Below are 16,608 nucleotides of genomic sequence, written 5' to 3' on the forward strand. Positions count from 1 at the left end.
ATCGCCTATGCGTGCTAGGTTTTGGTGCAGTAGGTGAATAAGTTTATGTTTTTTATGAGATATTTTTTGCTTTATTTAGCTTAATATAGAGATTGTTTGGAATAATATGCTGTGATTGGTTAAGTCTGAGCAAAATTATGCTTTAAGGATGGAATTTATGGATCAAACAGATAAGCGGATATTGCAAGTACTACAAACCGACGGAAAACTTCAAAATAATGAGTTGGCTCAGCGCATTGGACTGTCTGCCTCACCGTGTTTAAGACGAGTAAGACAACTAGAAGAAGACGGGATTATTCGGGCTTATGTGGCTTTGGTAGATCCTGCTAAAGTGAATCTGCGATTGACCGTGTTTGCACGCATTTGGCTAAAGAGTCAGGATCCGCAAACGGTGAACCAATTTGTTGAATCGATTCGTGAAGTTCCTGAAGTGGTCGAGTGTCATTTAATGGCAGGGGATTGTGATTTCTTTTTACGTATTGTGGTTGCAGACTTAGACGCCTATCGACAGTTTCAAATCCATCGTCTAAATAAAATCCCCAATATACAAAGTATTAAAACAGAAATTCCATTGCAAAATATCAAACAAACCACAGAACTGCCGATTTGGTAGCTCAAAAGTTGATAGTGAAATCGCCTATGAATCTGGCAGCATGACTCAAAGTGATAAGACTTGTACTCTAGTCATGCTACTTAGGATGTTATGACTCTTCGTTTAAAAAGCCTTCTTTAATTTCTTTAGGCAGATCTGCGTGCCACCATGCATAAATACTGGCTTTAATTTCTTCATCTTCTTCAGGGTCATTTAGAGGTTCATCATCTTCACGAACCAGTTCATCACCTTCAAATTTGAACCAAAACTCCCAAGGATCATCATCACCGCAACCCCATGCTTGCGCATGGATGTCTGGAAGCAAGGCTTTCAGGAAGAATAAAATCGCTTCCATGAACTCATCACCTGATGAACCATGGACAAAGTGTGCGATGGAATAACCCGCGAGGGAGTATAGTGATTCAGGACCTAAGTCAAACTCGATATTATCGACGGTATTTAAAATATCTTCGGCCAGTTCAGCGCCATGTTCTGGATTGATGTCACAGACTAAAGCCGTAAATTGACTCGCATCGCCGCGATGTTCTTGAAATAATCGGTCTAACTTTGACATGATTTGAGCATCTGCATGCCTGTAATATAAGTTGCTATGCATTTCCATCGAATTTTCCCCAAGTAAAAAATATGTGATTAAAAGTGTTATCTGTATAACGCCGTTGTATTTATTGTTGCTGTTAAATTGAGCTGAAGTATAAAAGAATGTGCCTTTTGTGCAAGCACAGGTATAATTGGAAATAAAATATAAAACAAAGTCTTAAATGAATTTTTCCAATCTGTGCAGAGCACTAGGATGAGTTAATATTATTGATTCTGATACTTAGGCATTGTCTAAAGCCATGTTTTGAATGGCTCGCTCAAAATCGGTAAGAATTTATAAAGTTGTTAACGATGACATCGAAACGATAAATTAAATTTTCCGAAATTGTCTAATGCACAGCACATTGTATCGTGATAGACTAAGAGAAATCGGGTGTGCCCCGATTTTTTTATGCGGATTCGTTCCGCGCAGACAAGATTTTAGGTTTACAACATGCCCATTTCAGAGACATGGTTATTACCTGATGGTGTAGCTGATGTACTACCAGAACAGGCGCAAGTGATTGAAACTTTGCGTCGTCAAGCATTAGATTTCCTCGCAACTCGAGGTTATCAGTTGGTGTACACGCCATTCATTGAATACATCGAATCGTTATCTTCTCTTTCAGAATCGAATCAAGATTTAGACTTAGCCACTTTTAAAGTGATTGATCAGCTTTCTGGTCGTTTACTTGGTGTGCGTGCCGATATGACACCACAAGTGGCTCGTATTGATGCGCATGTACATCCAGTTGAAGGCGTTGCTCGTTATTGCTATGCAGGAACAGTCCTACATACCAAACCACAAGGCTTTAATACCACGCGTACACCTTTGCAGTTAGGTGCTGAGCTATTTGGTTCAGACAGCATTGATGCCGATGTGGAACTGATTGATGTGATGATCAGCCTGCTTGAAAAAACAGGTTTTGCAGACGGTATCCATTTGGATTTAGGCCATGTGGGTTTATTCCGTAGTATGGTGAAAGTTGCGGGTTTAAACAAAGCGACTGAACGTCAACTCTCTGATTTATACCAACGTAAAGCTCTGCCAGAATTGGCTGAATTTACCCAAGATTTAAACTTTGGTGCAGACTTTTATACTTTAGGTCGTTATGCAAGTGACTTAGCTGCCTTGCAAACGCATTTAAGTGCAGAAGTCATTGCCGATGCTGAATTTAAGCACGCTTTTGATGCATTAAAAACTACACAATCTGAGATTCAAGCACGTTGGCCAAATCTTCAGATGGGTATTGATGTGGTTGAGCTACGTTCGTATCACTACCATACGGGCTTAATGTATGCCGTTTATGCACCAAACCGTGCTGCGCCATTGGCACAAGGTGGACGTTATGACGGAATTGGTGAGCACTTTGGGCGTGCACGTCCAGCAACAGGCTTTAGTTGTGACTTATATGCACTTAGTGCAGGTCGTTTTCAGCAAAACAGTCTTGTGGTTGCACCCAAAGGTACTCAAACAGATTTGATCCAAGCGATTGAACACACGCGTGCTCAGGGCATGAGCGTGATTCAACTTTTGGGGCAGGATGATTTAACTACGCTTCCATATGCAACGCACCAGTTGGTGAATGTTGCAGGCCAATGGACTGTAGAACAGATTTAATCACTTCTTCAGGTAAGCTAAAACCTGAGAAGTTCTTCAATTTTAACAGCATGATGCAATGAGGCTATTATGGGCAAGAATGTTGTGGTACTCGGTACCCAATGGGGCGACGAAGGTAAAGGTAAAATCGTCGACCTGCTCACAGATCAAGCGGCTGCGGTCGTTCGTTATCAAGGCGGACATAACGCAGGTCATACACTTGTCGTTGGTGGTAAGAAAACTGTATTACACCTCATTCCATCTGGTATTTTACGTGAAAACGTACTGTGCTTAATTGGTAATGGTGTGGTACTTTCTCCTGCAGCGCTCATCAAAGAGATGGACATTCTTGAAAAAGAAGGCGTACCAGTTAAAGAACGTCTACGTATTTCTCCGAACTGTCCACTGATTTTGCCAAACCATATTGCACTTGACCAAGCGCGTGAAATCAAGCGTGGTAATGCGAAAATTGGTACCACTGGTCGTGGTATTGGCCCTGCGTATGAAGACAAAGTTGCACGCCGTGCAATTCGTGTTGCAGATTTGGTTCGTGGTGGCGAGCATCTTAAAGCTCAGTTAACTGAACTTCTTGAATACCATAACTTCCAATTAACACAATTCTACGGCGTAGAAGCAGTTAAATTAGAAGATGTACTTGCGCTGTGTGATCAATGGCGTGAAGTGGTTGCACCACTTGTGATTGATGTCACTACAGAGCTGCATAATTACCGTAAAAACGGTGACAACATCATGTTTGAAGGTGCTCAAGGTTCACTTCTAGATGTTGACCATGGTACATATCCGTATGTAACGTCTTCAAATACGACTGCTGGTGGCGTAAGCTCAGGTTCTGGTTTGGGGCCATTACATCTTGACTATGTATTGGGTATTACCAAAGCATATACAACACGTGTAGGTGCAGGTCCGTTCCCAACTGAGTTGGTTTATGACGCTGCAAATGACGTAGGTGATGCGATTGGTAAGCACTTAGGGACTGTAGGTTCTGAATTTGGCGCTTCTACAGGTCGTCAACGTCGTTGTGGTTGGTTCGATGCTGAAATCCTTCGTCGTTCTGTAGACGTAAACTCACTTTCAGGTATTTGCTTAACTAAACTTGATGTTCTTGACGGTTTAGAAGAAGTGAAAATCTGCGTAGGTTACGAAGCAGCGGATTCTGGTTGTGTTGGTTCTTCTGATGCGCTTGCATTTGAAACTTTAAAACCAATTTATGAAACAATGCCAGGTTGGTCTGAGTCTACCTTTGGTGCGAAATCAATGGATCAATTGCCACAAGCAGCGATCAACTATGTAAAACGCATTGAACAATTAATCGAATGCCCAATCGATATCATTTCTACAGGTCCAGACCGTGAAGAAACGATTGTTTTACGTCATCCATTTGACGCTTAAGCGATAAAGCATTGAGTAAAAAACCCTGTCTCGTACAGGGTTTTTTATTTGTGCGGTACATCTGTGCATGAGCATTACTGCTGTTGATTTAAGCTACTGAGCTGGAATGATTTTCCCGACTAAAGTTGCATGAATAAGCACGACATAATGTATAAGTGCTTGTTAGAATAAAATGCACAATAAACAGATGAGCAGGCAGGATGCAAAAGAATATCGCGGGAACTATTTTTTACTCACTACTTTTTGCTATGGGTGGTGCGCCAACAATCGCGATGATGATTATTCAAGGGCAAACCACCGATCCAGACGTGATTTATAGTGCGCTCATTGGATTGTCTGTGATTATTGCTTGTATCTTAGTGCCGATCATACTGCTCCAAAATGCATTCCTGTTCGCGAAGCGTAAAAGTGCGACCCTTGAGGAAAAAATTGAACCTTTAAGCCACCTGTATTTGGGTTTAAATATTCTGTGTTTGGTTTATTGGCTTTTGATTCAGTTTATGTAACTAGGTTTAAGGTGGTGTGTAGATATCGCTCTAGCGCGGAAATTTGGCTTATTGTGCTTAATTGTGAAGATATTTTTACATAATTGCTATGATAAAACGTGGTGATGATATTTAACAATTTAAATCTATTCAATATAATTCAGCACATTATGTAAAATGCTTTGAGATGGATGGAGTTAAGCAATAATGAAAAATAAAATATTAATGAGTTTGTGTGCAGCAAGTGTGGTTACAATTTCAGGTTGTGCAACTTTTGCGGAAGTGGCAGGTGCAGACACTGCAACATTAAATGCAGCAGCAACCCAAGGCTTCAACAAAACTGTGAATGAAGCGCGAAGCACAAAGACCTTAGATACCTCATCTACGACCTATAAGCGTATTTATGGTGTATTCAATCGCTTAAAGCCATATGCCGATCAAATGAATCAAACTGGAACGAAATTTGACTGGCAGTTGGCAGTACTTAAGTCAAATCAGGTCAACGCCTATGTTGCACCTGGTGGTAAGGTGGTGTTCTACACAGGTATTGTAGATAAATTGAACCTAACTGATGCTGAAATTGCAGCGGTGATGGGACATGAGATGGTGCATGCTTTAGAAGAGCACTCGAAGAGTAAGGTTGGTGCGCAGGCATTAACGGATTTGGCATTGGGAATTGGTCTAAGTGCAGCAGGTGTAGGTCAAACGGGTTCGGCAGCAGCACAGCTAGGTAGTCAAATTGGTATTGGCTTGCCATACTCACGTAGCCTAGAAAGTCGTGCAGACCAAGGTGGTTTAATGTTGATGGCTAAAGCAGGCTATAACCCTCAAGCCGCAATTAGTCTGTGGGAAAAAATGAATAAGCTCGATGGAGCAGGCGGTTCTTCATTCCTGTCGACGCACCCCTCAAATAGTCAACGTATTGAAGCAATGCGTAAGAACTTAGCCGCTGCTCAAGCGGTTTATAATCAAAGACGTTAATTCGTTTTGAATAAAAAAGGACGCCAAGGCGTCCTTTTTTAATATCAGTTGATGATTTTGAAAATCATCAATTATTTGTGACAGGTGAAGTAGTGCTTCACCTGAACAGCTAATATAAGAAATATCTATGGCGCAGGATTAGGTTGTTGCTGATGAATAGCTTGAATACCCTGTAAAACATCTTCGGATAAATCAATCTCAAAAGCTTGAATATTTTCTTTCAACTGGTCTAAGTTGGTCGCCCCAATAATCGTACTGGTCACAAAAAATTGCTGCTTGATAAAGGCTAAAGCCAGTTGTGTCGGTGTTAAACCATGTCGTTCAGCCAGTTGCGCATACTGTTCTGTTGCCCATTCACTCTCTGGGTTGCTATAACGACTAAAGCGGCTGAAAAGCGTTACTCGAGCATTGGCTGGGCGTGCACCATTGCGGAATTTACCTGTGAGATAGCCAAAAGCGAGTGGGGAATAGGCGAGTAAACCAATGCCTTCATATTTCGCAATTTCCGACATACCAATTTCATAAGTACGGTTCAATAGGCTATATGGGTTTTGCACACTGACAAATTTAGATAGACCAAGCTGTTCTGCAATCTGTAGAAACTTCATAGTGCCCCATGGCGTCTCATTAGATAAGCCAATATAACGAATACGCCCTTTTTGAATCTCTGTTTCTAATGCTTGTAGTGTTTCTTGCAAAGAGGTCACGGTTTGCGTGTTATGGGCTTCACTGTTTTCATAGCCTAATTTTCCGAAAAAGTTGGTTGGGCGCTGTGGCCAGTGTAGCTGATATAAATCAATATAATCGGTCTGTAAACGCTTTAGGTTGCCATCTAGTGCAGAAGAAATATCGGTTGCATTAAAACGAGTCTGTCCATCACGAATATGACTACCACCTTGCGATGGCCCCGCAATTTTAGAGGCTAGAAATAGCTTGTCTCGACCGCCGCGCTGGGCAATCCATTGGCCAATAATACTTTCGGTTGCACCTTGGGTTTCAGGTTTTGGAGGAACAGGGTACATTTCCGCAGTGTCCCAAAAGTTAATGCCTTGCGCCAAAGCATAGTCAAGTTGCTCAAAGGCTTCAGCTTGAGTGTTTTGCTCACCAAAGGTCATGGTGCCGAGACAAATTTCAGGAACCAAAATACCTGTATCGGCTAAGGGTTTAAATTGCATTCAACATTTCCTTTTATGGACTGCATTTTTTCGGTCGAATTAGGTTACACAGTTATGCCCAGTAGGTTAAATCACTATTTTTACAAAGTTTGTCATGATTTTGTCAAAGCAGAAGCAGATTTAAAGACATAAAAAAAAGCAAATCCTAAGATTTGCTTTTGGCTGTATCAGCTACGAAGAAAAACGGCTTATTCTTCGTCTTCATAGTCATCAGCATTCGCTTTTGACTCTTCTAAAGAGGCATCGAAAATTAAGATGGCTTTACCATCAGTTTCGATCATGCCTTGCTCTTCGAGTGTTTTTAAAACACGACCAACCATTTCACGTGAACAACCGACAATACGTCCAATCTCTTGACGCGTAATACGAATTTGGCGGCCATTTGGTAAAATCATCGCTTCAGGTTGCGAAGATAGGTCGATTAGGCAACGTGCAATACGACCTGAAACATCGATAAATGCAAGGTCAGTCACTTTGCGAGTGGTATTTTTTAGACGGCGTACCAGCTGTGCAAATACTGCATAGCTCAGGTCAGGGTATTGTTTGCTGAGCTCATGGAAGTTTTCATAAGTCACTTCAGCAATTTCGCAGACATCACGGGTACGCACTTCTGCAGTACGTTGTGAGTTTGCTTCGAATAGACCCATTTCCCCAAAAAAATCACCCGCATTTAAATAAGCGACTACGATTTCACGTTCATCGTCTTCACGCAGAATAATGGAGACCGAACCTTTTAAAATCAAATATAAAGATTTAGATTCTGAGCCTGCATCTACGATGGTTGTACGCTTAGGATAACGATTAATATATGCGCGTTTTAATAATGCTTTGACTGACTCGGGGAGTTGACCTGGAGACAGCGCATCAGTGCTTAATTGTGAAAAGCTTGAAGTCATGCTAACGGTTCCGAAAATGGATAAAATATAGATCGCACAGACCTAGGGTGAACTTGTCACACAGTCAGAGCTGAAATTCCTTATCAACTCAATTTATGTTAGTGTACAGTCACTTCGTCAATCTATAGCTTTTTTTAGGTACTTGCAATGCAAACAACTGTTCATTGGTTAGAGAATGTTGCTTTCGAAGCAAAAACTCAAAGTGGTCACAGTGTTATCATGGATGGATCGCCAGAATATGGTGGTGAAAACCGTGGTCCAAGACCAATGGAATTGATCCTGACAGGACTGGGTGGTTGTGCCTCTTTTGACATCGTGACCATACTTAAAAAATCACGCCAAGAAATTACCGATGTACGCTGTGAACTCAAGGCAGAGCGGGCAGATAGCATCCCTGCAGTGTTCACAAAAATCCACTTACATTTCGTGATTACGGGTCATGCGGTGAAGGAAAAACAAGTCGCAAAAGCTGTGGAATTATCGGCAGAAAAGTACTGTTCTGCGAGCAAAATGTTGATGGATGGTGGGGTTGAAATCACCCATGATTTTGAGATTATTGAAGCAAATTAAACGCTGACTTTTAAGTCATTTGAGGCTGATCTGGTGATCGGCCTTTTTCATGCTTCACGCTTTTGTTTTGATTCCGTAAACTGGGACACAATTCATCACACGAATAAATAGAAAAATGCGTTGCTTGTTTGATTAATAATTGATCAAATGATTTTGGTTGTCACTGATTGATAGGTCGTCGTGGTCTTTAATACATAAATAATCTAGGTTGGCGCTTGAAAATAAGAGGGAGAAGACCCATATTATAACCCAGTCTTATGAGTTTATTATTAAGATAAACTAATGAAAAATAAGTTAAAATGTAGAAAAATTAATTAAATTTGAATTGAATTTTGAGCAATTGTTCCCATATATCCATCAAGTTCGAAATTTATTGTGAGGAAAACAAGAATGCGATTTGAAAAATTCACAAACCGCTTACAGCAAGCTCTCTCAGATGCTCAATCACTTGCAGTGGGGAAAGACCATACCGCAATTGAAGGTATTCATATCTTATCAACATTGTTAGATGAAACCTCCAATCTGAGTTTGTTGCAACAAGCGGGTGCCAATTTACCTGCTTTACAAAGCAAATTAAAACAAGCGCTAGCTGATGCACCAACACTGACAAATCCTACAGGGGACGTCAACTTAAGTTCAGAGGCAGTCAAAGCACTGAATTTGGCAGATAGCTTCGCGCAAAAAGCAGGCGATGAGTTTTTGTCTACCGATTGGGTGATGCAAGCCTTGACCGAAGTGGGGGCAACTAAAACGCTACTCAACAGTGTGGGCGTACAAGCAGACAGCTTACGCAAAGTCATTTTAAAAATTCGAGGTGATGAGAAAGTCATGAGCAACAATCATGAAGATCAACGTGATTCTCTGAATAAATACACCATTGATTTAACTGAACGCGCACTTGCAGGTAAGTTAGATCCTGTGATTGGGCGTGATGACGAGATTCGTCGTACCATTCAAGTTTTGTCGCGTCGTACCAAAAATAACCCAGTGTTGATTGGTGAACCCGGGGTGGGTAAAACAGCCATTGTTGAGGGCTTAGCACAGCGGATTATTAACCGTGAAGTGCCTGAAAGCTTACAAGGTAAACGTGTTTTATCCTTAGATTTGGGTTCATTGCTTGCAGGTGCCAAATACCGCGGCGAGTTTGAAGAGCGCTTAAAAGCAGTACTGAAAGATTTGTCTAAACAAGATGGTGAAGTCATTTTGTTTATTGATGAATTACATACATTGGTGGGCGCAGGTAAAGGCGATGGTGCAATGGATGCAGGTAATATGTTGAAACCTGCTCTGGCACGTGGTGAGTTACGCTGTGTTGGTGCAACCACATTAGATGAATATCGTCAGTACATTGAGAAAGATGCTGCGCTAGAGCGTCGCTTCCAAAAAGTGTTGGTCGATGAGCCAAGTGTGGAAGACACCATTGCGATTTTACGTGGTTTGAAAGAGCGCTATGAAGTGCACCATGGTGTGAAAATTTTAGACTCTGCCATCATTGCAGCAGCGAAAATGTCACATCGTTATATCACCGACCGTCAATTGCCTGATAAAGCGATTGATTTGATTGATGAAGCGGCTTCTCGTATTAAAATGGAGCTGGACTCTAAGCCAGAAGCTTTGGATAAACTTGAACGTCGTTTGATTCAATTGAAACTGCAACTTGAAGCAGTGAAAAAAGATGAAGATGCAGGTAGTCGTGCGGAAGTTGCTCATCTTGAAAAGCAAATCAGTGAAGTTCAACGCGAATACAATGATCTAGAAGAAGTTTGGAAAGCTGAAAAAACCTTAGTTGAAGGTACCAAACAAGTTCAAGCTGAATTGGATCAGGCGCGTATTGCGCTGCAAAAAGCACAGCGTGAAAATGACTTGGGCGAAATGTCGCGTCTTCAGTATGGTGTGATTCCAGAGCTGGAAAAGCGTCTCAATGAAGAAGAAGTCGTTGAGGAAAAAGAAGAGCCAAAACTACTGCGTAACAAAGTCACTGACAATGAAATTGCAGAAGTCGTTAGTGCTGCTACGGGTATTCCAGTGGCCAAAATGATGCAAGGTGAACGTGAGAAACTTCTCCATATGGAAGAGTTCTTACATAACCGTGTCGTTGGGCAGGATGATGCTGTGGTTGCAGTATCCAATGCGGTTCGCCGTTCGCGTGCTGGCTTATCTGATCCGAACCGACCGAGCGGCTCGTTCTTATTTTTAGGCCCAACTGGTGTTGGTAAAACAGAGTTGACCAAAGCACTGGCAAACTTCTTGTTTGATAGTGACGATGCCATGATTCGTATCGACATGTCCGAGTTTATGGAAAAACACTCTGTCAGCCGTTTGGTGGGTGCGCCTCCTGGTTATGTCGGCTATGAAGAAGGTGGTGTGCTAACCGAAGCTGTACGCCGTAAACCGTATAGTGTCGTGCTGTTCGATGAAGTGGAAAAAGCACACCCCGATGTGTTTAACATCTTGCTCCAAGTGTTGGATGATGGTCGCTTAACGGATTCGCAAGGTCGCGTGGTTGACTTTAAAAATACCGTGATTGTCATGACATCGAACTTAGGTTCGAGTGATGTGCGTGAGTTGGGTGATAATCCTTTGGATGAAGAAGTGCGAGCTGTGGTGATGAATGCCGTGACGCAACATTTCCGTCCAGAATTTATCAACCGTATTGATGAATTAGTGGTCTTCCATTCACTCAAAAAAGCACAAATTCGTGGTATTGCCGATATCCAATTGGATCGTTTACGTGATCGTTTGGTTGAAAAAGATATGCGCTTAACGGTGGATGATCAAGCCTTTGACTTATTGATTGACGCTGGTTTTGACCCTGTATACGGTGCACGCCCATTGAAACGTGCCATCCAACAACAGGTTGAAAACAACTTAGCTCAAAAAATATTGTCTGGTTACTATGTGGCTGGAGACAATATTATGATCACTGCACAAGATGGTCAGTTGAGCTTTGACAAAGTGAAAATGAGTTAATCGTGTAAATGGTTCATTGAAACTAAAAAACCCAGCTTCGGCTTAATGCTGATCAGTTAAGACAAAATAGCTGAAATGCGGTAAAAATGAGCGTATCCAGATACGCTCATTTTTTTATGACTTTTTCTCAGAATTTAAGTTCAGCATTTCAGCAGACAGCTCCTTCACTTTCTAATTTTAGCGAATTAATTGATTTAAACTGGATTGAAGACTGTTTAAAACGGACCGGGAAAGCATCGGTCAGAAAAAGAAAACTCCCCGCAGAGCATGCTGTATGGCTAGTTATTGGACTTGCATTGTTCCGCGACCAGCCCATCTGGTATGTTGTTCAGCAGCTGCAGCTGGTTTTTGGCACGGCTGAAAGCTGCGCCCCAAGCGCATCAGTGCAGGCCAGACAGCGCTTGGGTCTGGAGCCTTTAAATGTCCTGTTCAATACACTGAGTCAGACATGGTTTGAAGATTCTCAGCCGCAATATTCCGCCTTTCATGGCCTAAGCATCTGCGCTGTAGATGGAGCCGTCTGGTCCATGCCCCACACAGATGAGAACTTCAGGCACTTCGGTTCTTCCAAAGGCAAAACGATAGCAGCACCTTGGCCGCAAGCCAGAGCGGTTTGCCTGATCAACACCAATACTCATGAAGTGATTGATGCCGGGATTGGAAGTATGGATCAAGGCGAGCTGACTTTAGCGAAGAAATTGAAAGTGCCTGCAAATAGCCTGACTTTATTTGACCGGGCCTACTTCTCTGCTGATTTCTTATCAGGGTGGCAGTCTCGGGAAAACTGCCATTGGCTTATGCGGGCTAAAGACAATCTGCGCTATGAAATTATCAGGAAAAACTCAGCGCATGACTTTCAAATCAGAATGCCTGTTTCTCCAAGAGCGAAGAAACTGAATCCGGATTTAGGTGACTATTGGGAAGCCCGCCTGATTGAAACTGAACAGTCTGGAAGGGTTAGACGATACGTTACATCATTATTAGATTCAAAGGCTTATCCTCTGGAAGAGGTCAGTACGCTGTATGCTCAGCGCTGGGAAATCGAGATGTGCTACCGTGAAATCAAGAGCGACCTGCAAGATGGGATGCATTTAAGAAGCAAGCAGCCTGAATTGGTGTATCAGGAATTATGGGGTGTATTGATTGCTTATAATATTCTTAGAAGGCAAATGAAATTTATGGCTCAACGGGCGAAAGTCAGCCCTTTGCGTATCAGTTTCCATATTGCTTCAATCAGCATTATCAATATATTAAGGCATACTCCGCTGGAATCGGCAGGGAATTTGCCCAAGCATTTAGAGCGTTTGCTGGAACAGTCTAAAATGTTTGTTTTGCCTGAAAGAAGATCAAGGCAATGCCCTAGAGTCGTCAAAATAAAGCCTCAAAAGTACCCAAGAAAATGCCAGTCAATTTCTTAACTGACTGGCATTACAGCTTCGGCTGGGTTTTTTATTGCGGGATAGAAATGTTAAAAGCTGACATTTTTAAGCCAAAATGTGACGTAAGTTTTCACATTTATGTGATGGGTATGGCATCTAAGTGATTTATTTGCAAAACAATTATCTTTATTTAAAGATTCTCTTTATAATTTATTTTAATAAAAAACAAACAACTTGAGATAGAAGAAATGACTCAATTGAAGTGGGGTATTGGAGGCGTACTTACGCTTGCTGTGGTCGCAGTAGGGGGGAATCTTTATGCGGATAAAAGCTTGAAGGCTTATTATCAACACAGCACCAAACAATCGAATGATTTAAAGTTGCAATATCAACAATTTCAAATGGGGGCTTTAAATGGCAGTGCGAACTGGACCGCTGAATTAGTCCTAGACCCATGTAAACCGAAAGAAGTGATCCAATTGAAGGGGCAGGATCATATTCAACGGAGTTGGAATGGATATGCGATTCGTTCAGATATTAATATTACGCAAGCACCCGGCGCACTTCAATCTTTGTTGAAGGAACCACTTAAAGTACAAAGCAAAGTGAATTGGTTGGGTACTTTGAATAGTACCTTGACTACGCCAGTGATTACCCGCAATGAAGCTCAACTCCAGTCTAGATTAGACCCGATGACATTAAAGTTTCGTGCAAAACCAATCGAACAACAGTTAAAGATACTGGATTTACAGCTTGAAATTCCGAATTTAACAGTCACCGATCCAAATATACATTTGCAAATGGTGGGGTTAAAACTAGAAAGCAACCAAGGGCTCAATGGTGAATATCTTGAGGCGGGTGAAACCAAAATTAAGATGGATCTGCTGAAAATGTCAGATCGAAATATCAATAAACCCATCAATGCTGAACTGAAGAATTTTAGTATAGAAACGCAAAGTGAACTGACAGATCGAGTTGTAAACACTGAAATGTTATTGCGTCTAGATGAAATGAAAATGCCTTCAGCACCCGCAGTCCAAAACGTACAGTTTAATTTTAATGTGCTCGATGTAAACCGACAAAAATTACAGATGCTGTTTGATATTGTGGCGAAAAGTGAAAACAGTTGTTTGGCAAAAGAGGCCGTGGAAAAAGATATGGAGCCTGCTTTATTGGCAGTGATCAATGAAGGTTTCCGTTTTGAATCCAAAGAGAACCAATTTGCTATCGGGGAAGGGGTTGCACAAGCGAGTGTGACGGGGCGTATTATGCCGAGTCATCAATCGACGCTGATGGGTATGGTGAAAATGATGCCGAGTTTAATGGAATACAGAGCAGATATTCAGTTTGATAAAAATATGATCTCGCGCATCATGAATAATTATCTGCAAAAAGGAGGCATCAGCATGTCTGATCAAGAGATCGAAAGCATGCTTTCGACGATGCAGAGTTCAGGGCAGGTGAAACGTGAAGGGAATGTCATGAAAATGTCAGTTGATTACAAATATGGGCAAACCAATTTCCTGACTGAATAATGTAAAAGATGATGATCTAACATAATAAAAGGGACGTATTTCGTCCCTTTTTTATATCTGAACATTGTCTAATACATAATTTAGTGAAGATGAAAGACCTGCGTGTACTTCATCTTCAGTACATTAGTTTTTTGGATGGGTAATTTTCCACGCACGGTGGATTTTTTGATTGCGCTTGAAGTCAGGCCCAATAGTTTCATTGGTAATTTCTTCAACATCAAAGAACGCCAAAATTTCTTCGTCCATTTCAAAACCACGGTAGTTGTTCGAGAAGTACAAGGTACCATCCGTGGTTAAACGGTTCATCGCACGTTTAAGCAATGATAAATGGTCGCGTTGTACATCAAAGGTACCGTAGAATTTCTTCGAGTTTGAGAAGGTTGGAGGGTCAATAAAGATCAGCTCATACTGTTCATGACCTTCTTTTAACCACTCAAAACAGTCGCTGGCAAAGAACTGATGTTGTTCATCGGCATGATCGACTGTTAAGCCGTTCAAGACGAAGTTCTCTTTAGACCAGTTCAAATATGTATTTGAAAGATCGACGCTGGTGGTACTTGCCGCACCGCCTAAAGCTGCATGTAAGCTGGCTGTAGATGTATAGCTATACAGGTTCAAGAAGTGCTTACCACGCGCTTCTTGTGCAATGCGTAAACGCATTTGACGGTGGTCTAAGAACAAGCCGGTATCTAAGTAATCGGTTAGATTGACTAAAATTTTCGCTTTGCCTTCCTGCACGATAAAACGCTTAGAAGCAGTACTTTGCTTGGTATATTGAGTTTTACCTTCTTGGCGAGCACGCGTTTTGATAAAGATTGCGTCACGACCAAGACCAGTTACTGCACGAATTGCCTGTAAAGCAAGGTTGAAACGTTTCTTGGCTTTTTCAGGATCGATTGTTTTCGGTGGCGCATATTCTTGTACATGTAAACGTTCGCCATACAAATCAACCGCGACATTAAAGTCAGGGAGGTCAGCATCATATAGACGTAAACAGTGAATGCTTTCTTTCACAGCCCATTTCTTTAAGGTCTGCATGTTCTTTTGTAAACGGTTAGCAAAGTCTTCAGCGCCTTCAATTGCTTCAAACTGTTGCGGCTGCCATGTTTCCAAGAACGGCTTAATCACTGCAACTGGCTTAACTGAACCTGAACGTACGTAAATTGGGAGTTTACCATTCATCAAACGCATGGTTTGTGGGTCATTCAGCGCCAATACATCGGCTTGCTCGACGGCTGCGGCGATAACGGCTGCGGTTTGATTTGGGAAGTTCTTTTGCAGTAATGCGGACAAGCCTAAATATAAAGCACGGTTTGAGGCTTTATCACCTAAACGCTCACCATAAGGTGGGTTAGTCACAATAAAGGCTGTTTTGCCTTCGGCTTCAAAGTTTGGCCAGTCTGCTAAAGTCCGTTCTTCGATTTGGATCTGGTCTAGTAGGCGCTCAAAACCCGCAGCAATAATGTTTTGCTTAGTGGCTTTTACTGCTTCCCAGTCTGCATCGAAAGCATAGAACTTTGGTAAAGGTTGCTCTAACGCTGCTTGATGACGATCGGCTGCTTCCGCTTTAATGCTCATCCACAGATCATGGTCATGGCCATTCCAGCCATTGAAACCGAAACGACGAACTAAACCAGGTGCGCGGTCAGTCAGCATCATCAATGCTTCAATAATGAACGTCCCTGAACCACACATTGGGTCAAGGAAAATATCGGGTCTTTTTGCAAGAAGCTTGGCTTTTTGTAAAATCGCAGCGGCTAAGTTTTCTTTAATAGGGGCATCGGTCATATAACGACGGTAGCCACGTTTATGCAATGAATCACCAGATAAGTCTAAACAGTAGGTGTGTTCAGTTTTGCCTGCGAGTGCATAAATGGTAATTTCAGGTTGCTTAATATCAATACTTGGGCGCTTACCCACAGCTTCCATGAATGAATCGACGATACCGTCTTTCACACGTAAAGTTGCAAACTGGCTGTTCACCTTAATTTCACGTTCAATATGTAAACGAACGGCGAAGGTGCTTTGTGGTGCAAAAATCAGTGACCAATCAAAGTTCATTGCACCTTCGTAGAGCTCTTCAGCAACATCACGTGCGTCATGGCTAAATTCCAGCTCATGGACATGAATTGGTGTGAGTACACGCGACGCAAGACGCGACCACATACAAATGCGATAGGCATGTTCCAGTGTACCTTTGAAAACTAAACGCCCAGGAAAACGTTCAATGTTTTGAACACCTAAACCTTCTAATTCTTCTTGGAGTAAGGTTTCTAAGCCATCGGCACACGTAACCCAATAGCTGCTTAAACGCGAAGCGGTTTTCATAAATTTGAGAGACCAAAATAAAACAAAATAAACTCGCTAAAGTTTAACGTATTTTGCCTCTGAATGGTTTTTTAAATATGCCTCTACTCA

13 protein-coding genes are annotated in these 16,608 nt (G+C 41.9%); 9 read left to right on the forward strand and 4 right to left on the reverse strand.

Going from position 1 to position 16,608, the window contains the following annotated elements; genetic code table 11:
• The first annotated feature begins 157 nt into the window (after positions 1-157).
• Complete coding sequence (locus AC4MDD_RS05795) at positions 158-613, forward strand: Lrp/AsnC family transcriptional regulator (RefSeq protein WP_078426373.1); 456 nt, start codon at positions 158-160, stop codon at positions 611-613.
• Between the two features lie 88 nt (positions 614-701).
• Here AC4MDD_RS05795 and AC4MDD_RS05800 read toward each other — a convergent pair whose 3' ends face one another.
• Complete coding sequence (locus AC4MDD_RS05800; RefSeq protein ID WP_114836828.1) at positions 702-1,214, reverse strand: hypothetical protein; 513 nt, start codon at positions 1,212-1,214, stop codon at positions 702-704.
• A 429-nt stretch (positions 1,215-1,643) separates the two neighbouring features.
• Here AC4MDD_RS05800 and AC4MDD_RS05805 point away from each other — a divergent pair, with 429 nt between their 5' ends.
• The 4 genes from AC4MDD_RS05805 (at position 1,644) to AC4MDD_RS05820 (ending at position 5,665) form a co-directional block, all read left to right on the forward strand.
• Entirely contained in the window at positions 1,644-2,810 is a 1,167-nt protein-coding gene (locus AC4MDD_RS05805) for an ATP phosphoribosyltransferase regulatory subunit (RefSeq protein WP_078388960.1), read from the forward strand.
• A gap of 69 nt (positions 2,811-2,879) precedes the next feature.
• On the forward strand, positions 2,880-4,199 hold the full coding sequence (locus AC4MDD_RS05810; protein ID WP_114836827.1) for an adenylosuccinate synthase: 1,320 nt from the start codon (positions 2,880-2,882) through the stop codon (positions 4,197-4,199).
• Positions 4,200-4,399: 200 nt separating this feature from the next.
• On the forward strand, positions 4,400-4,705 hold the full coding sequence (locus AC4MDD_RS05815) for a hypothetical protein (protein WP_004696180.1): 306 nt from the start codon (positions 4,400-4,402) through the stop codon (positions 4,703-4,705).
• A gap of 186 nt (positions 4,706-4,891) precedes the next feature.
• The gene (locus tag AC4MDD_RS05820) at positions 4,892-5,665 is read left to right on the forward strand and encodes a M48 family metallopeptidase (RefSeq protein ID WP_004982314.1); all 774 of its coding nucleotides are present in this window, start codon (positions 4,892-4,894) and stop codon (positions 5,663-5,665) included.
• Between the two features lie 125 nt (positions 5,666-5,790).
• On the opposite strand, the gene AC4MDD_RS05825 is transcribed toward AC4MDD_RS05820, so the two are convergent.
• Together AC4MDD_RS05825 and crp are read right to left on the reverse strand one after the other, a co-directional pair.
• The gene (locus AC4MDD_RS05825) at positions 5,791-6,840 is read right to left on the reverse strand and encodes an NADP(H)-dependent aldo-keto reductase (protein ID WP_078388958.1); all 1,050 of its coding nucleotides are present in this window, start codon (positions 6,838-6,840) and stop codon (positions 5,791-5,793) included.
• Between the two features lie 188 nt (positions 6,841-7,028).
• Complete coding sequence (crp, locus tag AC4MDD_RS05830) at positions 7,029-7,736, reverse strand: cAMP-activated global transcriptional regulator CRP (protein WP_004696183.1); 708 nt, start codon at positions 7,734-7,736, stop codon at positions 7,029-7,031.
• Between the two features lie 147 nt (positions 7,737-7,883).
• Between crp and AC4MDD_RS05835 the strand changes: the two genes are divergently transcribed.
• The 4 genes from AC4MDD_RS05835 to AC4MDD_RS05850 all read left to right on the forward strand — a co-directional run bounded on the left by AC4MDD_RS05835 (position 7,884) and on the right by AC4MDD_RS05850 (position 14,190).
• Entirely contained in the window at positions 7,884-8,306 is a 423-nt protein-coding gene (locus AC4MDD_RS05835) for an OsmC family protein (RefSeq protein ID WP_004982311.1), read from the forward strand.
• A gap of 390 nt (positions 8,307-8,696) precedes the next feature.
• Positions 8,697-11,276 carry an ATP-dependent chaperone ClpB gene (gene clpB / locus AC4MDD_RS05840; RefSeq protein ID WP_114836826.1) on the forward strand — a complete coding sequence of 860 codons (2,580 nt, stop codon included), beginning with the start codon at positions 8,697-8,699 and terminating at the stop codon, positions 11,274-11,276.
• A gap of 116 nt (positions 11,277-11,392) precedes the next feature.
• Positions 11,393-12,694, forward strand: coding sequence for an IS4 family transposase (locus AC4MDD_RS05845; RefSeq protein ID WP_039891156.1), 1,302 nt, complete (start codon positions 11,393-11,395; stop codon positions 12,692-12,694).
• Between the two features lie 209 nt (positions 12,695-12,903).
• Positions 12,904-14,190 carry a DUF945 family protein gene (locus AC4MDD_RS05850; protein WP_114836825.1) on the forward strand — a complete coding sequence of 429 codons (1,287 nt, stop codon included), beginning with the start codon at positions 12,904-12,906 and terminating at the stop codon, positions 14,188-14,190.
• 123 nt (positions 14,191-14,313) lie between these two features.
• Here AC4MDD_RS05850 and rlmKL read toward each other — a convergent pair whose 3' ends face one another.
• Positions 14,314-16,518, reverse strand: coding sequence for a bifunctional 23S rRNA (guanine(2069)-N(7))-methyltransferase RlmK/23S rRNA (guanine(2445)-N(2))-methyltransferase RlmL (gene rlmKL / locus AC4MDD_RS05855; protein WP_114836824.1), 2,205 nt, complete (start codon positions 16,516-16,518; stop codon positions 14,314-14,316).
• Positions 16,519-16,608: the final 90 nt, after the last annotated feature.

The sequence above is a fragment of the Acinetobacter sp. CAU_H_29a_1 genome (genome assembly GCF_058599505.1).